Genomic DNA, 22,790 nt, shown 5'->3' with positions numbered 1-22,790 from the left:
TGCAAGCCGTTTAGCGTTTGTGGCGCGCTGCGCCCACAGCGTCGCGCGGTTTGACCAACTCTAAGGCTCGAAAGGGGGCAGGGGCGCCATGTCCAGCGGGTCGCCGCCGCCCAGCGCCCGATAGAGATCGATGCGGTTGATCGCCGTCTCCAGCTGGATCGCGACCTGCGTCTGGCGGGCGCTGTAGAGCGTGCGCTGGGCGTCGAGGCTGGCGAGGAAGGGATCAACCCCGCCGCGATAGCGCGCTTCGGCCAGGCGATAGGTGTCGGCGGCGGCGTCCAGACGCAGGCGAACGGCGGCGGCCTGATCTTCGATCGTGCCGTTGCGGGCCAGAGCGTCGGCCGTCTCGCGGAAGGCGGCCTGGATCGCCCGCTCGTAGGTGGCTACCGCCGCGGCCTTCTGGGCCTGGCTCGCATCGAGGGCGGCCAGACCCGCGCCGCCGCGGAAGAACGGCCAGGTCACGGCTGGGCCATAGGACGAGTTGAACGCCCGGTTGCTGATCAGCGACGAGAGCGCCTCGCTGGCGTAGCCCGCCGCGCCGGTGATCGAGACGGTCGGGAAAAGCGCCGCGCGGGCCGCGCCGATCTCGGCGTTGGCGGCGCGCAGGCTGTACTCGGCCTGGATGACATCCGGCCGGTTCAGCAGAACCGCCGAGCTGAGGCCGGCGGCCGGCAGGGCGATCGCGTTGGCGACCTCATCGATCGACCCGGCCAGCAGGGCGGGGTCGACCGGAGCGCCGCTCAAAAGCTGAAGGGCGTTTACGTCCTGGGCGACGACCGAGCGCAGACGGGCGACGTCGGCTTGAGCGGTGGCCATGACCGTCTCGGCCTGGCGAAGATCGGTGCGCGGAGCGACGCCGCCTTCGAGACGGGCGCGGGTCAGCTCGACGTTGCGCTGGGCGTTGGCGGCGGTGTCCTGCGCGATCTTCAGGAGGCTGCTGTCGGCCGCGTGGTTCAGCCAGGCCTCGGCGATGTCGCCCACCAGGGTCAGGCGCGTGGCGCGGGCGCCGGCCTCGGTGGCCAGATACCGGTTGAGGTCGGCGCGGGTGGAAGAGCGGACGCGGCCGAAGAGATCGATCTCGAAGGCGTTCACCGCGACCTGGACCGAATAGCTCTCATTGTCGCGCTCGGCGCCGGTAGCGCCCGTGCCGCTGACATTGGCGATCGAGCGTCGAGACGCGGTGTAGCGGCCAGACGCGGTGAGCTCCGGCAAGAGAGCGGCGCGCTGGATGCGGTACTGGGCGCGGCTGACCTCGATATTGGCCAGGGCGACGCGCAGGTTGCGGTTGTTCTCCAGCGCCTGGGCGGCGAGGCGCTGCAGGCGCGGATCGACGATCACCGGATTGGCCGCGGCCGGCGCGGCGGTCGCCGCGGCGGTCACATACGGACCACCTGTCGGCCACTGGGTCGGAACCGGCGCGTCCGGCCGCACGTAGCGCGGCTCCATGGTGCAGGCGGCGGTGGAGGCCGCGGCCAGGAGGATCAGGAGAGGGCGGCTCATTGCGCGGCCTCCCCGGCGGGAGCTTGGCCGGCGGGGGCGTAGTCGCCGCCGCGAAGACCTTTGAGGCCGTCACGGCTGACGCGGCGCACCAGCACGAAGAAGAGCGGGATGTAGAAGATGGCCAGCACGGTCGCCGCCACGACCCCGCCGATCACCGCCGTGCCGATGGCGATACGGCTGTTGGCGCCGGCGCCGGTGGAGATGGCCAGCGGCAGGACCCCGAACATGAAGGCCAGGCTGGTCATCAGGATCGGGCGAAGGCGCAGACGGGCCGCCTGCATGGCCGCGTCGATGACGCGCGCGCCCTGGCGTTCGGCCTGCTCGGCGAACTCGACGATGAGGATGGCGTTCTTGGCGGTCAGGCCCATGGTCGTAAGCAGACCGATCTGAAGATAGACGTCGTTGACCAGGCCGCGCAGGGTCACCGCTACGACGGCACCGATGAGGCCGAGCGGAATGACCAGCAGCACCGCGATCGGGATCGACCAGCTCTCATAGAGCGCGGCCAGGCACAGGAAGACCACCAGCAGCGACAGGGCGTAGAGCAGGGGCGCCTGGCCCGCCGACAGGCGTTCCTGGAAGGAGAGGCCCGACCAGGCCACCGTGGTGCCAGGGATCTGGGACGCCAGTTCGGCGATGCGGTCCATGGCCTCGCCCGAACTGACGCCCGGGGCGGCCTGCCCCTGGATCTCGAAGGACGGCACGCCGTTGAAGCGCGCCAGGGTGGTGGGGGCGGTCGACCAGCTTGTGCTGGCAAAGGAGGTGAAGGGCGCCATCTGGCCCTCACGGCCGCGGACGAACCACTGGCTCAGGTCCTCGGGCTTGGCGCGATACGGCGCGTCGGCCTGGACGAACACGCGCTTGACGCGGCCGCGGTCGATGAAGTCGTTCACATAGCGGCCGCCCCAGGCGGTCGACAGGGTGGTGTTGACGTCGGCCTGGGTCAGACCGAGGGCCGCCAGCTTCTCCTGGTCGGTGTTGACCTGCAGGGTCGGGATGTCGGGCAGTTCGCTCAGGCGCACGGCGGTCAGCATGGGATCGTTGCTGGCCAACTCCACCAGCTTGGCGCGGGCGTCCTCGAAGTCGGCGCGCGACATGCCGCTGGCGTTTTGCAGCTGCAGGGTGAAGCCGTTGGACTGGCCAAGACCGCGGATCGCCGGCGGTTGCAGGGCGAAGACCCGCGCGTCGCGGAAACCCGAGAAGGCCGACGAAGCCCGCTCGGCGATGGCGCCGGCGCTGTTCTCCTTGCCCTTGCGGCTGTCCCAATCGACAAAGTTGAGGAAGCCCTGGCCGGTGTTCTGACCGCTGGAGCCGCCCCCGCCGCCGCCGCTGACCGTGAACATGGTCTTGAAGTTGTCGGCCTCGTGGGTGCGGAAGTATTGCTCCACCTGCTGCTGCACCTGATAGGTGCGGCCTTGGGTGGCGCCCGACGGCAGCTGGAACTGCACCGAGATGCTGCCTTGGTCTTCGGTGGGCAAAAAGCCGGTGGGCAGGCGGATGAAAAGAACCGCCAGCACAACGACGCTGAGCGCGTAGATGCCCAGGAACAACATGCGTCGGTCGATGACCTTGCCCACGGCGCGCTCATAGCCGGCGCTCATATTGTCGAAGACCTCGTCGAATTTCTTGGAGGCCTTGTCGATGAAGCGGGCGAAGCCCGGCGCGCGCCGCTGCAGCAGGCTCTGCTTGGGTTCGGCGTCCCCGGCCTTGCGGTGCTGGCGAAGCAAGGTAGCCGTCAGGGCGGGGCTGAGGACCAGGGCGACCAGCACCGACAGGGTCATGGCCGCCACGATGGTCAGCGAGAACTGACGGTAGATCACGCCGGTCGAGCCGCCGAAGAACGCCATGGGCATGAACACCGCCGACAGCACCAGCGCGATGGCCACCAGGGCGACCGAGATCTGTTTCATCGACTGGACGGTCGCCTCCCTGGGCGACATGTCCGGGTTCTCGTGCATGAGGCGCTCGACGTTCTCGACCACCACGATGGCGTCGTCGACCAGCAGGCCGATGGCCAGCACCAGGGCGAACAGGGTCAGGGTGTTGATCGAGAAACCGGCCACATAGAAGACCGCGAAGGTCCCTAGCAGCACCACAGGGACCGCCAGGCCCGGGATCAGGGTCGCGCGCCAGCTCTTGAGGAAGACGAACATGACGATGATCACGAGGATGATCGCCTCGATCAGCGTCTTGACCACTTCCTTGACCGACAGCTTGATGAAGTCGGTGGTGTCGTTGGCGTAAGCGAATTTCATGCCCGGCGGGAAGTTGACCGCCTGACGTTCGACCTCGGCCTTGACCCTTTCGGCCGTCTTGAGCGCATCGGCGCCTGGGGCCAGGAGCACGGCGAGGCCGGCGCCCGGGTGACCGTTGACGCGGCTGCGGGCGTTGTAGTTCTCGGCCCCCAGCTCGACGCGGGCCACATCGCTCAGGCGCACGCTGGCGCCGTTGCGGGTGGTCTTCAAGATGATGTTCTCGAACTGCTCGGGCGTCTGCAGGCGAGCCTGCGCCGTCACCGTGGCGTTGAGCATGTTGGTGTCGGGCTGAGGCTGGCCGCCGATTTCGCCGGCCGCCACTTCGGTGTTCTGAGCCTGGATGGCGGCGACCACGTCGCCCGGGATCAGCTGGTAGGCGGCCAGGCGCTGCGGGTTCAGCCAGATGCGCATGGCGTAAGGCGCGCCGAACACGTTGGTGTCGCCCACCCCCTCGATGCGCGCCAGGCTGTCTTGCAGGTTGGACGACATGTAGTCGGAGACGTCCTGGTTGGTCATCCGGTCGGTCTCGTCATAGACGCCGACGAGAAGCAGGAAGTCCGGGTTGGACTTGCTGACGCGGATGCCTTGCTGCTGAACCTGCTGCGGCAGGCGCGCGATGGCCTGCTGCACCTGGTTTTGAACCTGGACCTGGGCGATGTCCGGGTCGGTGCCCTTGGCGAAGACCGCGGTGATGCCGACCGAGCCGCGCGAGGTCGAGCTGGAGCTGAAATAGAGCAAGCCGTCGATGCCGGTGAGCGACTGCTCCAGCACCTGGGTGACGCTGTTCTGGATGGTCTCGGCCGAGGCCCCCGGATAGCTGGCCCGCACGTTCACCTGCGGAGGCGCGACATCAGGATACTGGCCGACCGGCAGCACGGTGAGCGCCCCAAGGCCCGCCAGCATGACGATGATCGACAAGACCCACGCAAAGATGGGCCGCTTGATGAAGACGCCAGACAACATCGCTTAGCCGCCCTGCCGTTGGCCGCCGCCTTGGCCGCCACGGCCCTGACCGCCGCCTTGACCGCCTGCGCCCTGAGGGCCGCCTTGGCCGCGTTGCCGCGGCGCGATGGTCTGGGTCTTGCTCGCCGGCACGGGACGAATCTGAGCGCCTGGGCGCAGATTGCCGAGACCTTGGGTGATGATCTTGTCGCCGGCCTTGAGGCCGCTGGTGACGACCCAAGAGTCGCCGTCGGTGCGGTCAGCCTTGATGGTCTTTTGCACCGCCTTGCCGTCCTCGCCGACCAGCCAGACGCTGGCTTCGCCCCGCGGGGTGCGGCCCACCGCCTGCTGCGGGACCAGGAAGATGTTGCGATCGACGCCTTGGGCGAAGTTGGCCCGCACGAACATGCCGGGCAGCAAAAGGCCCTGCGGGTTGGGCACGCGCACGCGCAAGGTCACCGCGCCGGTGGAGGGATCGACGACCACTTCGGAAAACTCGACGACGCCGGCCTGGGGATACTCGGACCCGTCTTCAAGGGTCAGGCGCACCTGGGCGGTGGTCGGCGCGACGCCGCCGGCGGCGATGGCGCGGCGCAGAGCGATCAGCTCGGCGCTCGACTGCTGGATGTCCACATACATCGGGTCCAGCTGCTGGATGGTGGTCAGCGGATCAGCCTGATTGGAGGTGACCAGGGCGCCGACGGTGAAGAGGGAGCGGCCGATGCGGCCGGTGATCGGCGCGGGCAGGGTGGTGAAGCGCAGATTGATCCGCGCGGTCTCGAGCGCGGCGCGGTTCTGGGCGACGGCGGCCTCGGCCTGGCGAGCGGCGGCCTCGGCGTTGGTGTAGTCCTGCTGGCTGACGGCCTCGATCTGGGCCAGCGGCCTGAACCGGTCGGCCTGGGCGCGCGCGGCGGTCAGGCTGGCCTGGGCGCTTTGCAGGTTGGCCTGAGCCTGGCTGACGGAGGCCTGGTAGAGGCTGGGATCGATCTCGTAGAGCGGCTGGCCCTGGCGAACCATCGCGCCTTCGGTGAACAGGCGCTTCTTGATGACGCCGGTGACCTGGGGTCGGACCTCGGAGCTCTGATAGGCGACGGTGCGGCCCGAAAGCTGGACGTTCACCAGCGAGCTGGACGGCTGGACGACCACAAAGCCGACCTCGACCGGACCGCGGCCCGGGCCTCGTCCGCCACCCCCGGCCTGCTGGTCGCCCTTGCCGCAGGCGGCCAGGGTGAGGCCGCCAAGGCAGATGGCGGCGGCGACGGCGCCAAGGCGTGTCGGGGTCGTCGAAGTCGATCGCATGGAACCTGCGCTTAGTTTTTTGAAGTCTGGACGCACTGCGGCGAGCCTTATTGCCCCAAGAGCGTTGCCTCAACGTTTCAATCGCGAAACAGGCCAAGGCTAATTTGTGGCCGATGCCGCCGGCGCTGGGTCGAACCATCTCTTTGGATGGTTGGTTGGCTAGAGCTTAGTAGCACGGCGATGGCCTTGAGGGACCTTCCGACCGCGTTCTGCGCAGTCAATAATTGGCCAAATATGGTCAATAATGTTGATAATCGCCGATAAATAGGCCATATTTGGCCGATGTTGAAAACGCCAGTCGAGCTAATGGAAGAGCTGGGGCGACGAATTGCGTTTCGTCGCAAGTCCTTGGGTCTGACGCAGCAGGCGGCGGCGGAGCGCTCTGGGGTTAGCTACCGAACATGGAGACGCTTGGAGGTGTCGGGTCAGGCCTCTTTGAGTGACGTGGTCAAGGCGTGCATCGCGCTGCGTTGCGAGGAGGGGCTCGACGCTCTGTTTCCGCCGCCGGCCGCCACAAGCCTCGATGAGCTATTGAACCAACAGAAGGTTCAGGCTGGTGCGCGCGGATCAAAACGCCAATGAGGCTTCGTCCGGGTTCGCCACTCGCGTTCAACCTTTGCTTTGATGAAGAAGCCTTGGCGATGCCGGCGGGACGTCTGGCGATGGCGAACGGACTGGCGCAGCTTGAATGGTCGCCGCAGCTGCTTGCCTGCGGGCTGCCGGTATCGGGGCTCCACTACCCCGTTGAGCCGGGCCTGCACGCCGCGCGACGACGCGATCTGGAGGGGCTGCACGGGTTTATCTGCGACAGCCTTCCAGAACTCCTGGGGCGCCCTGGTGACGCGTCGACGCCTTGCGAGGCTGGGGGTCAGGTTTGACGAACTTGGCCCTTTGGATCGGCTTGCGCTCGTTGGTCGTCAGGGGCGGGGCGCGCTCGTCTATGAGCCGGCGACGACGCCAGATCCCTCGGTCGAGACGCTCGATCTGGATGAGCTGGCGGCCGAGTTCGGCTTCCATTCTCTCGGGTGACGAAGGGGCGCTTGCGGCGACATTGGCCACGCTTGCGACCGGCTCGGGCGGCGCCAGGCCGAAGATCCATGTCGGCTTTGATGGTGCGGGCGAGATCTCGATCGCTGAGGGCGAAACGCCGCCTGGCCACACGTCGTGGATCGTTAAATTCGCTTCGCCCAACGACCCGCCGGACATCGGCCCGATCGAGGCGGCCTACGCAGCCTTGGCGGCTGCTGCTGGCCTTCAGGTCCCCGATTTTCGTCTGCTGCCCGCTAAGGCTGGCCCAGGGTACTTTGCGACCCGCAGGTTTGATCGACCATACCCCGGCAAGCGTCTGCACATGCTATCCATGGGAGCGATCATCGAAGCTCCTTGGACCCAGCCATCTTCCTACGACACGCTTTTGCGTCTCACCGCCGCGGTGACCCGGCACGCCAGCGATTTGACCGCCGCCTTTCGCCGGATGGTTTTCAATGTCGTCGCCCATAATCGCGACGATCATGTGCGCCAGCATTCATTCCTGATGACGCCTTCAGGCGAGTGGCGCTTGTCGCCAGCCTATGACCTAACCTATTCCGTCGGGCCGGGAGGAGAGCACTACCTAGATGTCGAAGGCGAGGGGCGCCGACCGACCCTGATTCAGATTCGAGCGCTGGGCAAACGCCACGGCATTGACGAGAAGCTGATCGGTCAGGTCGTCGACGAGGTCATTTCCGCGGTGGCGACATGGCCTCAGGTGGCGGAGGAGGCGGGCGTGACGCGAGCCTCTAGAGCTGAGATCGCCGCCGCACATGGCGCAGTCCAAGTCGGTTTTCTAAAAGGCTAGTACGTGGCGATCAACGTGCCGGCGCCTTGGCGATGCACCGACTCGAATGCCAATTATCCCACAATTTCGAGGTCTGTGGGATAAACCCGCTCGCAGCGCCAGCTTCGCGCCCACCCGATCAAGAAAGTCGCCTCGTCAGCAGCAGCGAAAGCCGCCGCCAGCGCCGAACCGCCGCGCCTCGTGCAGGCGAAAGAAGCTGAACTCGGTCCAGCGGCGCTTCGTCCGGATGCCGATCGGCCGCGTGGCGCACATAGGCGTCATAGTCAGGCTGGCCGATCATCAGGTTGGCGGTCCGCCGGGCTTCGCGGCCCCAGCCGAGGGCCACATCGCGGCAGCGGCAGGCGAGGTCCTCAAGCATGGGCCGCTTCCGGAACTTCGTGAACGGTCGGGGCGGCGGCGCGGCGCGCCTTGAGGCAGGCGCCGATCCCATAGACCGTCACCGTCACCACCACGAACAGGAAGCCCGTTGTCAGGGCGGAGTTGACGTAGTCGTTTATCACCACCTGATGCATCTGGGTCGCCGACTTGGCCGGCGCCAGGAGCCGCCCGTCGGCCAGGGCCGCCTGATAGGCCCGCGCGTGGGCCAGGAAGCCGATGCGCACATCCGGGTGGAAGAGCTTCTGCAGGCCGGCGGTCAGGGTGCAGATCAGCAGCCAGACGGTTGGGAAGAGAGTCACCCAGGCGAACCGCTCCCGCTTCATCTTGAAAAGCACCACGGTCCCCAGGATCAGGGCGACGGCGGCGAGCATCTGGTTGGCGATGCCGAACAGCGGCCACAGGCTGTTGATGCCGCCCAAGGGATCGACGACCCCGGTGTAGAGGAAGTAGCCCCACAGACCGACCGTCAGCGCGGTGGCGATGACGTTAGCGCTCCAGGAATTGGTCTCGCGCATCTTGGGGACCGCCAGGCCCAGCAGGTCCTGGATCATGAAGCGGCAGACCCGGGTGCCGGCGTCCACCGTGGTCAGGATGAACAGAGCCTCGAACAGGATGGCGAAATGGTACCAGAAGGCCATCATCGCCTTGCCGCCGATCACCGACGACAGGATGTGGGCCATGCCGACCGCCAGGGTCGGCGCGCCGCCGGCCCGCGACAGGATAGTGTGCTCGCCCACGTCGCGGGCGATCTGCTCCAGCTCGGCCGGGGTGATGTGGAAGCCCCACTGGGCGACGGCGGCGGCGGCCGAGGCGGCGTCGGCTCCTATGACGCTGGCCGGGCTGTTCATGGCGAAATAGATCGCGGGATCCAAGATGGTGGCGGCGATCAGGGCCATCACCGCCACGAAGCTTTCGCACAGCATGGCGCCGTAGCCGATCATAGGAACCTGGGCCTCGTTCTCGATCAGCTTGGGCGTGGTTCCGGACGAGATCAGGGCGTGGAAGCCCGACACGGCCCCGCAGGCGATGGTGATGAACAAGAACGGGAACAGCGCGCCGGCGAAGACCGGCCCCGTGCCGTCGATGAAAGGCGTGATCGCCGGCATCTGGACGTGCGGCCGCACGATAAGGATGCCGATGGCCAGAGCGGCGATGGCCCCGATCTTCAAGAAAGTCGATAGGTAGTCGCGCGGGGCCAGCAGCAGCCACACGGGGATGACCGATGCGACGAAGCCATAGGCCATCATCGCCACCGCCAGGGTCGGGCCGGTCAGGGTGAAGGCCGGACCCCAGACGGGATGGGCAGCCACCTGGCCGCCGCCGATGATGGCAAGGATCAGCAGCACGACCCCGATCAGCGACACCTCGCCGACCCGCCCAGGCCGGATGAAGCGCGAATAGAGACCCATGAAGATGGCGATGGGGATGGTGGCCGCGACAGTGAAGGCGCCCCACGGGCTCTCGGCCAGGGCCTTGACCACCACCAAGGCCAGGACCGCCAAGATGATGACCATGATCATCAGCACGCCCACCTGGGCGATGATCCCGGGGATCGGTCCCATTTCGGTGCGGATCATGTCGCCCAGCGACTTGCCGTCGCGGCGGGTGGACATGAAGAGGACCATCATGTCCTGCACGGCGCCGGCCACGACCGCCCCGATCAGGATCCAGATCATGCCCGGCAGGTAGCCCATCTGGGCGGCGAGCACGGGGCCGACCAGGGGACCGGCGCCGGCGATGGCGGCGAAGTGGTGGCCGAAGAGGACGTTGCGGGGCGTCGGCACATAGTCCAGCCCGTCATTGCGCCGAACCGCTGGGGTCGGACGCGCGCCGTCCAGGGCCAGGACCTTGCCGGCCAAGAAGCGGGAATAGTAGCGATAGGCGACCGCGTAGGTGCAAAGGGCGGCGATCACCATCCACACCGCGCTGATGCTCTCGCCGCGATGCAGGGCGACGACGGCCAGGGAGGCGGCCCCGACGATCGCGATGACGCCGAACAACAGATGCGTCTTCAACCTGCCCATGGACCGCTTCTCCAACCCTCGACGAAAGCTCGCGCCCGGCCGCTGGCGGGGCGCCCCTCGAGCTCGACCTGTTAGGGCGCAGGATCGGCGGCCGCGTCAAGGAAGACTGGCCACGTCCAGGTCGGCGAACGCAGTGCAGGGCGTGGCGAGCGTTGATGTCCGGCACGTCTCACGATTGCGTCGACCGGTGCCGGCGTCGGAACCACGGGCGTGAGCCCTCGTTGGTGAACCACGATCAGCTGGTGAACTGCGATGAGACCTTCAGCCAAGATTATCCCGATCCTGCTCACGGGCCTTCTGTGCGCCGGCCAGGCGGTCGCGCGCGACAACGCATCCGCGCCGGAGCCGAAGGACGAGGCCGGCGGCGGTTGGCGCGAGACGGTGGTGACGGTCGGCTCGCAGCCGGCCCGCGACCTGGGCATGGCCAAGCGCCAGATCCCCGCCATCCTGCAGCAGGCGGCGGCCGCGCCTTATGACGTCCAAGGCCTCGACAGCTGCCAGGCCGTGGCCGCACAGCGCGCCGCCCTGGACGAGGTGCTGGGGCCCGACCTCGACGGATCGGAGCCGGCTCGCGAGAACCGTGGGGTCAAGCTGGCGGAGGCCGGCGGGCGGACCCTGGTCAACAGCATCATCCCCTTCCGCGGCCTGATCCGCGAGATCAGCGGCGCGGCGCCGGCCGATCGCCGCTTGGAGCTGATGGTCGACGCCGGCCACGCGCGAAGGGGTTTCCTGCGGGGCGTCGAGGCCAAGCTGGAATGCGCGATCCCGGTCATCAATGTCGCCAGCACGCCGGCCACGGTGGTCGGGGCGCTGAACGAATAGGCTGAACGCGTAACAAGCGCTGCGGCAAAACGCGCAGAGGCGAAGCGTCGCTGTGGCGTCGCACCACATCGGGTTGGCGAGCGTCGCCGTGGTTAAGCGGCGCCATGAACAGTCCCTTGTTTCGCCTCGCGTCCACCTGCTTCACCGTCTCGATGATGGCGGGCTCGGCCCTGCTCATCAGCGGCTTCTTCTTGATGGTCGTCACCGGTTACGGGTTCGGCTTCTGGGCCGGGGTCTGCGCGATGTTCACAGGCGTGACGATCTGCTGGCTGTCGCTCAGCGCCAAGCACCTGCTGCGGTGGTGGCCGGGCCGCCGGGACGTCTGAGAAACCCGGTTAGGGGAACGCCCAGGCGACCCCGCTGTTGATCCTCGGGTGACTTGGAGGACCAGCATGCTCAATCGGGAAGATCGATCCGCGCTCGATGCCCTGTCGGACGCCCTGGCCGACGCCGCCAGCTTGCACCGGCGCGCGGCGAAGGTCGCCGATAGCGCCGCCCTGCAAGCGGCGCTGGCCGCCCGCGCCGAGCGTCTGCAGAACCTCAGCGCCAACGTACGGGGTGACGGCAAGGACCGCGACGCCGGCTCGCCGATGGGTTGGATCGACCGGCTGAGGCTGACCATCGATCAGTGGTTCGAGGACAAGGACGAGGCGGCCAGCGCCGCCAGCCAGGACGCGAAAGACGACCTGCTGCGGCTCATCGACAGCTATCTGCGCGGCCAGGAGCTTTCACCCGACGTGCGATCGGTATTTGAGACGGTGCGCCGCAAGATCGCTCCGGGACGGGCCGTCACCGACGAGGTGGGCCTGAAGGCGCTGCCGACCTGATCGGCTATCAGGCCTTGGGCTCCAGGGGCTCGTCGATCTGGGCGAGCTCGCCGCTTTCGGCGATAGGATCGGTCTGGAGCCCTTCCAGCTTGGCGCCCGAGACGTAGGCCGCGCGACCCAGAAGCTGCGCCCCGATCGGCAGGGTCACGAGCAGGAAGAGGATGGTCAGCAGAACCGTCGATCCCGTCTCGACCAGACCCGAGAAGCGCACGCCAAGCAGAAGGAGGGCGACCCCGAGCGTGCCGGCCTTGGTGGCGCTGTGCATGCGCTGAAGCGGGTCGGACAGCCTGACCACGCCGATGGCCGCGATCAGCAGAAAGCCCGCGCCCAGCACCATGAGCGTCATCGCCGCGATGGTCATGGCTTTCGCCCCTTTCTTTCCACGAAGACGGCGAAGGCCGCCGTGGCCACGAAGTTGATCAGGGCGATGCCCAGGCCGATGTCGAGGAAGACGTCCGAGCCGGTGGCGACCGTGGTCAGGGCCGCGAAACTGACGGCGATGGCGGTCAGCATGTCGAGGGCGATGAAGCGGTCGGCGAAGCTCGGCCCCCGGATCATCCGCCAGGCGGCGAGGACGAGCGCCAGGGCCAGGACGCTGGCGAGCACGGCGGCGAGGATCTGTATCGGGGTCATGCCGCAAGCTCCGCGATCCAGCGCTCATAGAGGCGCTTGAAGCGCGACGCCGAAGCCTCGGCGTCGGCGCTTTTGAGGACGTGGACATAGAGGCGTCTGCGGTCGTCGGAGACGTGCAGGCAGGTGGAGCCCGGCGTCAGGGAGGTGAAGTAAGCGAACAGGGCCACCGCCCAGTCCGGCTCGACCGACACCGGAACGACGATGATCGCCGGCTGGGTGCGGATGCGCGGGGCCAGCACGATGCGGGCGACGCCGATGGAGGCGACCACCAGGTCCCAGAGGAAGATGGCCGCCAGGACGAGGGCGGCGCGAAGGCGGCGGATTGTCTTCATGACCCGCTCCCCAGCGCGCGGGCCGACAGCTGGGCGACCGTCCACAGGGCCTGGGGCGCAAGGCCGATGGCGACCGTGGCGGCCGACAGCATGGCCATGGCGACGAGGCCGCTCTTCGGCACGGGCCGCAGGGGCGTGCGCGATTGGCGCCAGCAGGCGTCGGACCAGAAGATGGACATCGACACGATGGTCAGCAGTCCGGCCAGTATGGCGGTGAAGCCCAACCAGGCCATGCCGGCGTCAAGGCTTTCGCGGATGACGATGACCTTGGCCCAAAAACCGGAGAAGGGCGGAATGCCCGCCAGGGACAGCACGGGGACCGCGAACAGCAGGGCAAACAGCGGCTCCTTGCGCATCATGCCGCCGGTGCGCGTCAGGTCCCAGCTGCCGCAGGCGCGGCGGATCAGGCCGGCGCCGAGGAACAGGTTGGCCTGCACGATGATCGAATGGATCATGTAGAAGACCGCCGCCGCCACGCCCTCGCGCTCGGCCAGGGACAGGCCGGCCATCATGTAACCGACCTGGGCGATCACGTGGTAGGCGAGCAGACGGCGCATGTCGGTCTGGGCCAGGGCGCCGGCCACGCAGATCACCATCGTGCCCGCCGCGACCCAGGCGAAGAGCGGGGTGAGCTGGGCCGCGCCCAGGCCGTTCGAGCCGACCCCGAACACGCCGGCGAAGACCACGACGAGGGCGTAGAAGCCCATCTTGGTCAGCAGGCCCGCGAACACCGCCGCAACCGTGATCGGGGCGGTGTGGTAGGAGGCCGGCAGCCACAGGTGGAAGGGCGCCAGGCCCGACTTGAGCAACAGGCCGCCCAGCAGCAGGGCCGCCGCGGTCGCGGAGGCCAGGCTTGGCGGACGACTGGCCAGGGCGGCCGAGGCGGTCTTGATATCCAGCGTGCCGGTCAGGCCGTAGATCATGCCGACGCCGATCAGGATGAAGGTCGCCGCCAGCATGGCGAAGGCGGCGTAGCGGATCGCCCCGTCGATCTGGGCGGCGCGGCGGTCCAGGGTCAGCAGGCCCAGGGCCGCCAGCAGGGCCAGCTCGAACCAGACATAGAGGTTGAACAGGTCGTCGGTCAGGAAGGCGCCGTTCACCGCCCCGATCATGGCCAGCATCAGGGCGTCATAGCCGGCGCGGCGGCGACGCGGCCCGATATCGGACAGGGCGTAGACCGCCGAGGCCAGGGCGATCAGCGCCGTCACCAGAACCAGGGCGGCGCCGGGCAGCGCGGCCGAGATGCTGATCCCAAACCCGCGCGGCCAGTCGCCGAACACCAGCAGGGGCGTCTGAACGCCCTCCATGGCGCGCCAGAACAGGCCGCTCGAGGCGAGCGCCAGAACAAGACTGGTCGAAAGGCCGACGGTGGTCGCGGCGGCGGGCCGCTGGCGGACCAGCAGGGCGATGGCCGCGCCGACGAAGGGCGTGAGGATCGGCGCGAGGAGCAGCAGGCCGTCACCCATCGGCCGCCTCCCTCGAACGCGGAGAGCCCTTGGTCTCTGCCACCCCGGTCTGGCGGGCGTCGACGCTGGCCTGGGTGCGCCAGGCGCGCAGGACCAGGACCCCGAGCATGACGGTCAGGGCGAAGCCGATGACGATGGCGGTAAGGATCAGGGCCTGGATGATCGGGTCGGCGGTCTCCCCCAACACGCGGGCGCCGGGCGCAATGATCGGCGGCTGCGGGCTTTCGATGCGGCCGGCGGTGAACAGCAGAAGGTTGGTCCCGGTCGCCAGCAGGGACAGGCCCAGCAGCATGCGCACCAGGTTGCGCGAGAGGATCATGAAGATCGCGCAGCCGATTATGGCCGAGCCGACCAGGGCGTAGAGCCACGTCATCGCGCCGCCTCCCGCTGCAGTCCAAACAGGAAGGCCAGCACCGCGCCCAGCACAACGAGATAGACGCCCAGGTCGAACACCATGGTGGTGCCCAACTTGGGCAGCCAGCCGCCGGGCTCCCACCACAGATGGGTCAGGAACGGCTCGCCGGCGAACATGCCGGGCAGGCCGCTTAGGAGGGTGCACAAAAGGCCGATGCCCACGAGGGTGAGGGGATCGACGCGCAGGGCCCGCTCGGCGCGATCGACGCCATAGGCCAGGGCGACCAGGGCGAAGGACAGCGCCGCCACCAGACCGCCGACGAAGCCGCCGCCCGGCCGGTCATGCCCTCGCCACAGGATGACCAGCGAGGCGATAAGCAGCAGCCACCCCAGCATCCGGCCCGCGACCTGGAACGAGAAGTGGACGGGCTGGGGCGCGCTCTGCGGCGCGTCGCCGCCGCGGCTCATCAGCAGGGCCCGCGCCAGGATCGCCGCCACCGCGATCACGGTAGTCTCGCCCAGGGTGTCGAAGGCCCGGAAGTCGACTAGGATGACGTTGACGACGTTGTGGCCGTAGGCGGCGACATAGCTCATGCGGCCGAAGAAATCGCTGGCCGGCGAGACGTGCGGGCGGGCGGTCATGTCGAGCACGGCCAGGAAGAGCAGCAGGGCGATCACCGACGCCAAGCCTGCGTCGGTCAGCTGCATGCGGCGGCTGCGTGTCGGCGGATTGGCCAGGGGCACCGCCAGGAGCAGGGCGGTGAGCAGGACGACGATCAGGGTCTCGACCGTGAACTGGGTAAGCGCCAGGTCCGGGGCGCCGTTGGTCATAAAGGTGATGGCGACCGCAAAGCCCGTCAGGCCGGTGGCGATCATCGAGGCCAGGACGGACTTGGCGCGGGTGGCGGCGACCGCGCCGGCCAGACCGACCAGGGCGGCCACGATCGGCGCGGGGCGAAGATCGCCAAGCAGCGGAAGCTGCGGGGTCTTTCCCGCGCCGACGACGGACCAGACGATCAGCGCCGCGACGCCGCCGATCACCCCGACCAGATAGCGCCGCAGGTCGCCGTGCTGGATCCATTCGGTCAGGGTCCGCGAGCCGAGCACCAGCCGCCGCAGCCCGCCCTCCCAGAGGCGCTCGATGGCGAGGTTGTCGAACCGCTCCATGCCGCGCAGGCGCTCGTGGATCGGGGTCCAAAAGCGCACGATCAGCGCGCCGATGGTGACCACCACCCCGCTGAGCAGCAGCATGGGCGTGACCCCGTGCCACACCGCGATGTCCACCTCCACCGCCTTGCCATAGACGGCGGCGACGGCGGGGCGAAGGGCGGTGCGCGTGATCCAGTCGGGCTCCAGGCTGATGACCAGACCGGCCAAGGCCAGGAGCAGGGGCGGGGTCACCAGCCAGAAGGTCTCGCCATGGTCGACCTTCGTGACCTTGCCCTTGCCCAGGAAGAAGGGGCGAAGGGTGATGACCCCGGCCACCCCGACCATGGCGGCGTTGACCAGGACGGCGATGGCCAGCGGGGCCAGCTCCCAGCTGCTTTGCAGTTGCGCCTCGAACAGGAACTCCTTGGAGATGAAGCCGATGAACGGGGGAATGCCGGCCATGGACAGGCTGGCGCCGACACAGGCCAGGGCGGTGAGCGGCAAAAAGCGCGCCAGGCCCCCGAGGGTTCGCAGGTTGTGGTGTCCGGTGGCGTGCAGGACGGACCCGGCGCAGAAGAACAGGGCCGCCTTGTAGAGCGCGTGGGCCAAAAGGAAGCCGACCATGGCCACCGTCGCGGCCGGGCCGTCAAGGCCCACCAGCAGGGTGAGGATGCCAAGCGAGGCGATGGTCGAATAGGCCAGGGCCGACTTGAAGTTCTCCGCCCGCAAGGCCTGGAGCGCGGCCACGACCATGGTCACGCAGGCCACCGTGATCACCGTGGGGCGGCCCCACTCGACCGAGGCGAACACCGGCTCGAAGCGGGCGAGCAGGTAGATGCCCAGCTTCACCATCGTCGCCGAGTGCAGGTAGGCCGAAGCCGGCGTCGGCGCCTGCATGGCGTTGGGCAGCCAGAAGTGGAACGGAAACTGCGCCGACTTGGTGAAGGCGGCGATCAGGAGGCAGGCGACGATGGCGTGGCCGTAGGGGCTGGCGGCCAGTCGCGGCGCCTGGCTGATCGCCTGGGCCATAGAGTAGGAGCCCAGCACCTGGCCGATCATCAAAACCGCGGCCAGCAGCATCAGTCCGCCGAAGGCTGTGACCTGCAGGGCCATCAACGCCGCCCGGCGTGAGCGCGGGCTCTTGCTGTCGAAGCCGACCAGCAGGAACGACAGGATGCTGGTCGCTTCCCAAAACAGCAGCAGCACCAGCAGGCTCTCGGCCAGGACCGTGCCGAGCATGGCGGTGAGGAACAGCAGGATCAGCGTGTAGAAACGGCTGCGCTCGGCCCGTGTCTTGTTGGTGAGGTAGCCCTCGGCATAGATGATGACGAGCGCGCCGATGCCCGTGACGAGCAGGCAGAAGAGGAACGAGAATCCGTCGAGGCGGAGCGTGAAGTCCAGGCCCAGCATCGGGGCCCACTGGCGGCCCTGACCCAACACCCAGCCGCGCTCGACGATCGGCGCCATCGTGACGAAGGCGGCGAGAAGTCCAGCGGGCAGCAGCGCGATGATCAGCCCGGCGCCCCGGCCCATGACGCGCGCGAGCAACGGCATGAGGCAAGCGCCGACCAGCGAGGCGGCCAAGATTGCAAACATTCAAGAGGCAATGCCCGAGCTAGACCATCGGATGCACGGCTGGACGAAGATTCTGCGCCGCCATGGAAGCCGCGATGGAAACTGTGTCCGATAGGGCGCAGTGACGACACAGCCGCATCTGCGTCGCCCTAGGGAACGACCTTGCGGCTCAGCTCGTTATCTGCGCTTCGGGGAGGGTCGCGCGTGCGACAGCCGTGCGGCGCGTGGGTGAGGTTTCATTGACCTATCGAAGCGAGGCGGGACGACAGGAGCAGCCTGGATGAGCCAGCCTCTGGTCTTCCTTTCGGGCGGGGGCGAGACGGGCGCGCAGATCCGCGGTCACGACTGGCGTGCGACCCCGCTGGGCGATCCGCTGACCTGGCCCAAGACCCTGCAGACCGCCGTCAGCCTCATGCTGGGATCCGCTCAGCCGGTATACATCGCCTGGGGCCCGCAGCTCATCTCGCTCTACAACGACGGCTACATCCCGATCCTTGGCCTCAAGCATCCGGCGGGGATGGGCCAACCCTACCGAACCTTGTGGGCGGAGATCTGGGATCAGTTCGCGCCGGTGATCGCCGCCATTCAGCGCGGCGAGGCCCAGCATTTCGTGAATCTGCCGATCGCGGTGGGCGGCAGGCCTGATCGGCCGCTTGGCTACTTCACCTTCTCCTGGACTCCCCTGCGGGACGATGAGGGCAGGATCCAGGGCTTCTATTGCGCGGCCACCGAGACGACCGACCAAGTGCTGGCCGAGGCGCGGCTGCGCGAGACCGAGCAGCGCCTGCAAATGGCCAATCGCGCCACGAACGACGCCATCTGGGACTGGGATCTGCAACGCGATCAGGTCACCTGGAACGAGGCGATCGAACGCGCCTACGGACATGCGCTGTCCAACGTCGGAACCGCTGGCGGCTGGTGGATCGACCATATCCATCCCGAGGACCGGGCGCGTATCGACGCCAGCATTCACGCGGTGATCGATGGCGACGCGGTCGACTGGGCGGCCGACTACCGCTTCCTGCGCGGCGACGGCTCCTATGCCGACGTGCGCGATCGGGGTTTCGTCATCCGTGACGCCGAGGGGCGGCCGGTTCGGATGGTCGGCGCCATGCGCGATCAGAGCGAGCGCATGGGGGTCGAGCGGCGGCTTCGTAACGAGGCGTCCGATCTCACCAACCAGATCGAACAGTTCTGGAGCAACACGCCCGACCTGCTGGTGGTCGCCGACACTCTTGGCGTCTACCAGCGCGCCAATCCGGCCTGGAAGTCGGTGCTCGGCTTTGAGGCCGAGGAGATCGTGGGGATGTCCGCCAATGATCTTGTCGCTCCGGAGGATCTGCAGCGAACGGCGCAGGCCCTGGCGATCGCGCAGGTGGCCGAGCTGCCGGCCTCCCTGCTGCGCTTTCGGCACAAGGACGGCGGATATCGCTGGATCTCGTGGGTGGCGGGGCCCGGCGATGGAGAAATCTTCGCCATCGGGCGCGACGTCACCGCCGAACGGGAAGCGTCCGAAGCCCTGCGCGCCGCCGAAGAGGCCCTTCGCCAGTCCCAGAAGGTTGAGGCGCTGGGCAAGCTGACCGGCGGGGTGGCGCACGACTTCAACAACCTGCTCACCGTCATTCGCGGCACGGTCGATCTGCTGCGCCGACCCGCCCTCAGCGAAGAGCGTCGCGAGCGCTATATCGGGGCCATCGCCGAGGCCGCCGACCGGGCGAGCAACCTGACCAGTCAACTTCTGGCCTTCGCGAGGCGGCAGACCTTGCAGCCGCAGGTGTTCGACGCCAGCGCCAGCATCGCCGCTCTTTCAGGCATGCTGAACACCCTGCTCGGCAGCCGGATCGACCTACGCTACGCGCGGCCAGAGCAGCCCTGCCTCGTCACCGCGGATCCGACGCAGTTCGACACCGCCATCGTCAACATGGCGGTCAACGCCCGTGACGCCATGGCCGGCGAGGGGGTGCTCAAGATCGAGGTGCGCGTCGTTGATCGACTTCCCCCCGTGCGAGACCAAGAGGCCGTGCGCGGGGACTTTGTCGCCATCAGCATCACCGACACCGGCGTCGGCATCGCCGCCGACAAGATCGACCACATCTTCGAGCCGTTCTTCACCACCAAGGGCGTGGGCCAGGGAACCGGACTTGGTCTCAGCCAGGTGTTTGGTTTCGCCAAGCAGTCGTCGGGCGAGGTGGAGGTGCAAAGCGCGCCAGGCTTCGGATCGACCTTCACGCTCTATCTGCCGCTGACCTCGGAAGCGGTCTCGCGGCCCGTGGAGGCGCGCTCTGAAGCGCGGGCGCTGGAGGCGGGCCGTTGCATCCTTCTGGTCGAGGACAATCGGGAGGTGGGCGACTTCGCCCGCCACGCCCTGGCGGAACTGGGCCACGGCGTCATCTGGGCGACCGACGCGGAGGCGGCGCTGGCCGAACTGGCCCGGGATCCTGGTCAGTTCGATCTGGTCTTCACGGACGTGGTCATGCCGGGGCGTTCGGGCATGGATCTGGCCGACGAGATCTTGCGCCTATACCCCCATCTGCCGGTGGTCCTGACCAGCGGCTACAGCCACGTCCTGGCCCAGGAGGGGACGCGCGGTTACGCGCTTTTGCGCAAGCCCTATTCGCTGGACGAATTGGCGGAGACCCTGGCGCGGGCGAGGGTGAACTGGCGCCCTCGCTGACGCCGGCCCCTCAAACTTCCTTGCGCACGCGCCTGCCGCATCGGCGGCAGACGCTGATTCCCGGCCAGGAAAGACTGGGCCGCCACAGATGACGGCAAAGCAGGCCGGACCAAAATTGGACGGCCCGCCGCACGGCCTTAGACCATCTCCAGATCGGCGCGATTAATCTCACTGACGCCGAGCAGCGGCGCGCCATAGGGGGCGGCGCCGTCGAAGGCGGCTTCCAGCCAGTTGTGGGCGGCTTCGAAGTAGCGGCCGACCTTCTCCTGCATGCCCGCGAACATCAGGTAGCCGACCATGGCCGCCTTACCGCCCAGGGCCGAGCCGGCGAAGCTTTCGAAATATGCCTGTTGCCCGCTCAGCCAGGCCAGCGCCGCGTCGATGTCGACGCCGCCGGCCCGGGCCTCTTCCACGCCGATAATGATGTCGTAGGCCTTGCGCACGGCGCCGGCGAAATCGAGGGCGGCGTAGCCGGCGGTGAAGGCGTTCGCCCCTTCGCCCTCGACCCCCAGGTTCACCGCGAAGTTCAAGTAGCGGTTCGTCTCGTTGAAGCGGGCATAATACGCGTCGGTCAGATCGTTTGGGTTGTCCGCGCTGTCCACCAGCCAGGACAGGCCCGCCTGAGTGGGGGCGGAGCCTGTGAAGAACTGATAGGCCTGGAGGGCCACCGCCGAGGTCGGCCGGGCCAACTCCACGACGCCGTCGACCAGAGCTGGTCTATCGATAAGGCCCGCCTCAAAGCGGGCGATCAGATTCGCCAGCCTGGCGGCCGTCTCATAGGCCGGATTGGTGACGCTTGTGCCGTCCGGCAGGGTGAAGGTGGGGGCCGAGCCCTTGATCGACCCCGGCTGCAGGCCGGCGGCGGCGCCAAATCCGCCTTCGATCCGCTCCGTCGTTAGAGACGGTTGCGGCTCGGGTTGAGGTTCGGGTTGAGGTTCTGGTTCAGGCTGCGGCTCCGGTTCAGGCTCGGGCTCAGGCTCGGGCGGCGAGTTGTCATCCACGATGACGCCGTTGATCCGGTCGACCTCAAGGTCAGCGCCCCTGGCGGTGATGACGATGCTGAAGGTCTCGTCGCGTTCGGCGTCTTCGTCGCCCTTCAGGAGCAAGGTGATGTCTTTCGTCGTCTGACCAGGAGCGAAGGTGAGCCAGCCTTCGTAGTCCTGATCCTCAACCATATCGTCGAGGTCGGCTGGATGGGCGCCGCTGGGCGTCAATCGCCAGCGCACCTCGCTCCATTCGGTCAGGTCGTCACCGCTGCGCTCGATGGTGAAGGTGAACGGCGTCTCATCGCCGTCGTCGCCTTCAACCATGCGCAGCGTATCCGCGCGGATCGAGACCTTGGGCGTGGTTGTGGCGTCGTCGTTGAAGATCTCGCCTTCGATGCTCAACTTGTCGGCGTCGAAATCGGCCTTGGCGGGATCAGGTGCGATGGTGAACCTGAAGCTTTCGTCCGCTTCGCGCGCCGCATCGCCGCGCACATAGAAGCGCACGATGGCCGTCGTTTCGCCTGGCTCGAAGATCGCCGTCCCGGAGGGCCAGGCGCCGTTTTCGAAATCATCGGCGTTGGCTGAATCAGCCGTTGATCCGGGCCCCACAGACCAATCGACTTCCAGCGAACCTCGAAGGTCGCCGGACCGGCGCAACAGGACCGACATCTCGTGACTGTCCCCGGTCCAGCCTTCCGAGCTGCGCAGGCTTGTCCACATGTCGTTCTCGTCGATCGACACGCTTTGGTTGGGGCCATCGTCATTGCGCACCCAGCCCCAGGACTGGGTGTTGACGCCCAGGGCTACGCCAGTGGGGTCGCTGAGTTCGACAACGAACTGTTCATGCGGCTCGCGGTCGTCGTCTCCGCGCACCTCGACAATGACCTCGACGCTTTCTTCGCCCGGTTCAAACTGCGCTAGGCCAGAGACGGCGACAAAATCGTCGTCGCTTGAAGCGTGCTGCCCAGTGCCGCTGACCGTCCACTTGACACTGGCCGCCCCGTCGAGCGGGCCGTCGCGGGTAAGGCGGAACTTAAAGGCGGTGGTTTGGCCCGCCGCGCCTTCGTCCTTGTCGGCGTCTACGTCCGTGATTGTGACAGATGGAGGGGCGAAGCTGATCGTGCGATAGCCGAGGAGATCCCCCTGGTGAAGGACGTAGCCGCTATAGTCGGCGTCGACGTCCAAGGTGATGTCCACCCCGCCGATGGTCAGCACATTGCCGTCGCCAAGCACGGCCGTCTGGCCGGAGGCGTCGAAGATTTCGATGATGTCGCCAACAGCGAAGTCGGTGATCACGTCGCCGGCGAACTCCGCCAGCGTGCCCCTGAACCGGTCCGCCCCGCCCCCGCCGGTGAGGGTGTCGGCTCCCATGCCCCCTCGCAGGACATCATCCATCTGGCCGCCGATGATGATGTCAGCGAGCGGGCCGCCTTCCAAATCGACTTCGGCGGTGAACAGTTGTGCGTCAAACTTGACCGCCTGAGCGCCGGTGACCCTCGCTTGGCTATAGACAAGGGCGCTCGTGCGGCCGCTGGAAAGCTGCGCGTTAAACCCTCCGGTCGTCTCGCCATCGAAGACAATCCACGGGTCGAAATCGATGGTCAGCGGGCCGTCCACTCTTGGGTTAAAAGGCGCGTAAGAGCCACCGCCGACGGACCAGGCCGCCACACCGCCGAGGCCCTCAAACACGTCGCGCCACTGGCCCGCACGATAAACCTGAAACGCCACAGTCACCTC

At 67.6% G+C, this 22,790-nt stretch carries 18 protein-coding genes; 6 read left to right on the top strand and 12 right to left on the bottom strand.

What is annotated here, in order from left to right; all coding sequences use genetic code 11:
• Window positions 1-60: 60 nt before the first annotated feature.
• Genes ABOZ73_RS08765 through ABOZ73_RS08755 form a run of 3 tightly spaced genes read right to left on the bottom strand, consistent with a single transcriptional unit; the run spans window position 61 to window position 5,996 of the window.
• Window positions 61-1,500, bottom strand: a complete 1,440-nt coding sequence (locus ABOZ73_RS08765; RefSeq protein ID WP_369062365.1) for an efflux transporter outer membrane subunit — start codon at window positions 1,498-1,500, stop codon at window positions 61-63.
• Window positions 1,497-4,673, bottom strand: a complete 3,177-nt coding sequence (locus ABOZ73_RS08760; RefSeq protein ID WP_369062364.1) for a multidrug efflux RND transporter permease subunit — start codon at window positions 4,671-4,673, stop codon at window positions 1,497-1,499. Before ABOZ73_RS08760 ends, ABOZ73_RS08765 begins: the two co-directional genes overlap by 4 nt.
• A gap of 48 nt (window positions 4,674-4,721) precedes the next feature.
• Window positions 4,722-5,996, bottom strand: coding sequence for an efflux RND transporter periplasmic adaptor subunit (locus tag ABOZ73_RS08755; protein ID WP_369062363.1), 1,275 nt, complete (start codon window positions 5,994-5,996; stop codon window positions 4,722-4,724).
• Between the two features lie 282 nt (window positions 5,997-6,278).
• Between ABOZ73_RS08755 and ABOZ73_RS08750 the strand changes: the two genes are divergently transcribed.
• Window positions 6,279-6,578, top strand: coding sequence for a helix-turn-helix domain-containing protein (locus ABOZ73_RS08750; RefSeq protein ID WP_369062362.1), 300 nt, complete (start codon window positions 6,279-6,281; stop codon window positions 6,576-6,578).
• 406 nt (window positions 6,579-6,984) lie between these two features.
• Window positions 6,985-7,833 carry a type II toxin-antitoxin system HipA family toxin gene (locus ABOZ73_RS08745; RefSeq protein ID WP_369062361.1) on the top strand — a complete coding sequence of 283 codons (849 nt, stop codon included), beginning with the start codon at window positions 6,985-6,987 and terminating at the stop codon, window positions 7,831-7,833.
• Between the two features lie 118 nt (window positions 7,834-7,951).
• Here the strand turns inward: ABOZ73_RS08745 and ABOZ73_RS08740 are convergent, their stop codons facing one another.
• Both ABOZ73_RS08740 and ABOZ73_RS08735 read right to left on the bottom strand, forming a co-directional pair.
• Complete coding sequence (locus tag ABOZ73_RS08740) at window positions 7,952-8,191, bottom strand: CstA-like transporter-associated (seleno)protein (protein ID WP_369062360.1); 240 nt, start codon at window positions 8,189-8,191, stop codon at window positions 7,952-7,954.
• Window positions 8,184-10,235, bottom strand: a complete 2,052-nt coding sequence (locus ABOZ73_RS08735) for a carbon starvation CstA family protein (RefSeq protein ID WP_369062359.1) — start codon at window positions 10,233-10,235, stop codon at window positions 8,184-8,186. Before ABOZ73_RS08735 ends, ABOZ73_RS08740 begins: the two co-directional genes overlap by 8 nt.
• A 252-nt stretch (window positions 10,236-10,487) precedes the next feature.
• Here ABOZ73_RS08735 and ABOZ73_RS08730 point away from each other — a divergent pair, with 252 nt between their 5' ends.
• From ABOZ73_RS08730 to ABOZ73_RS08720, 3 genes are all read left to right on the top strand, one after another.
• A complete protein-coding gene (locus ABOZ73_RS08730) occupies window positions 10,488-11,057 on the top strand; it encodes a hypothetical protein (protein WP_369062358.1) in 570 nt (189 codons plus the stop codon).
• 104 nt (window positions 11,058-11,161) lie between these two features.
• Window positions 11,162-11,383, top strand: a complete 222-nt coding sequence (locus ABOZ73_RS08725) for a hypothetical protein (protein ID WP_369062357.1) — start codon at window positions 11,162-11,164, stop codon at window positions 11,381-11,383.
• Between the two features lie 66 nt (window positions 11,384-11,449).
• Window positions 11,450-11,884 carry a hypothetical protein gene (locus ABOZ73_RS08720; protein ID WP_369062356.1) on the top strand — a complete coding sequence of 145 codons (435 nt, stop codon included), beginning with the start codon at window positions 11,450-11,452 and terminating at the stop codon, window positions 11,882-11,884.
• A gap of 7 nt (window positions 11,885-11,891) precedes the next feature.
• On the opposite strand, the gene mnhG is transcribed toward ABOZ73_RS08720, so the two are convergent.
• Genes mnhG through mbhE form a run of 6 tightly spaced genes read right to left on the bottom strand, consistent with a single transcriptional unit; the run spans window position 11,892 to window position 17,372 of the window.
• Complete coding sequence (mnhG, locus tag ABOZ73_RS08715; RefSeq protein WP_369062355.1) at window positions 11,892-12,245, bottom strand: monovalent cation/H(+) antiporter subunit G; 354 nt, start codon at window positions 12,243-12,245, stop codon at window positions 11,892-11,894.
• On the bottom strand, window positions 12,242-12,517 hold the full coding sequence (locus ABOZ73_RS08710; RefSeq protein WP_369062354.1) for a monovalent cation/H+ antiporter complex subunit F: 276 nt from the start codon (window positions 12,515-12,517) through the stop codon (window positions 12,242-12,244). Before ABOZ73_RS08710 ends, mnhG begins: the two co-directional genes overlap by 4 nt.
• Window positions 12,514-12,849 (bottom strand): Na+/H+ antiporter subunit E, encoded by a 336-nt coding sequence (locus tag ABOZ73_RS08705; protein ID WP_369062353.1) that lies wholly within the window; start codon window positions 12,847-12,849, stop codon window positions 12,514-12,516. Before ABOZ73_RS08705 ends, ABOZ73_RS08710 begins: the two co-directional genes overlap by 4 nt.
• On the bottom strand, window positions 12,846-14,315 hold the full coding sequence (locus ABOZ73_RS08700) for a proton-conducting transporter membrane subunit (protein WP_369062352.1): 1,470 nt from the start codon (window positions 14,313-14,315) through the stop codon (window positions 12,846-12,848). The genes ABOZ73_RS08705 and ABOZ73_RS08700 overlap by 4 nt, the downstream gene beginning before the upstream one ends.
• Complete coding sequence (locus tag ABOZ73_RS08695) at window positions 14,308-14,688, bottom strand: sodium:proton antiporter (RefSeq protein WP_369062351.1); 381 nt, start codon at window positions 14,686-14,688, stop codon at window positions 14,308-14,310. Before ABOZ73_RS08695 ends, ABOZ73_RS08700 begins: the two co-directional genes overlap by 8 nt.
• The gene (gene mbhE / locus ABOZ73_RS08690; protein WP_369062350.1) at window positions 14,685-17,372 is read right to left on the bottom strand and encodes a hydrogen gas-evolving membrane-bound hydrogenase subunit E; all 2,688 of its coding nucleotides are present in this window, start codon (window positions 17,370-17,372) and stop codon (window positions 14,685-14,687) included. The genes ABOZ73_RS08695 and mbhE overlap by 4 nt, the downstream gene beginning before the upstream one ends.
• A gap of 301 nt (window positions 17,373-17,673) precedes the next feature.
• On the opposite strand from mbhE, the gene ABOZ73_RS08685 reads away from it, so the two are divergent.
• Complete coding sequence (locus tag ABOZ73_RS08685; RefSeq protein ID WP_369062349.1) at window positions 17,674-20,067, top strand: PAS domain-containing protein; 2,394 nt, start codon at window positions 17,674-17,676, stop codon at window positions 20,065-20,067.
• Between the two features lie 137 nt (window positions 20,068-20,204).
• Here the strand turns inward: ABOZ73_RS08685 and ABOZ73_RS08680 are convergent, their stop codons facing one another.
• Window positions 20,205-22,781 carry a Calx-beta domain-containing protein gene (locus tag ABOZ73_RS08680; RefSeq protein ID WP_369062348.1) on the bottom strand — a complete coding sequence of 859 codons (2,577 nt, stop codon included), beginning with the start codon at window positions 22,779-22,781 and terminating at the stop codon, window positions 20,205-20,207.
• Between the last annotated feature and the right edge of the window lie 9 nt (window positions 22,782-22,790).

This window comes from Caulobacter sp. 73W (assembly GCF_041021955.1).
Lineage (GTDB): Bacteria > Pseudomonadota > Alphaproteobacteria > Caulobacterales > Caulobacteraceae > Caulobacter.
Note: the sequence above shows the minus strand (reverse complement) of the source record. Positions and strands in the feature narration are given on the sequence as shown.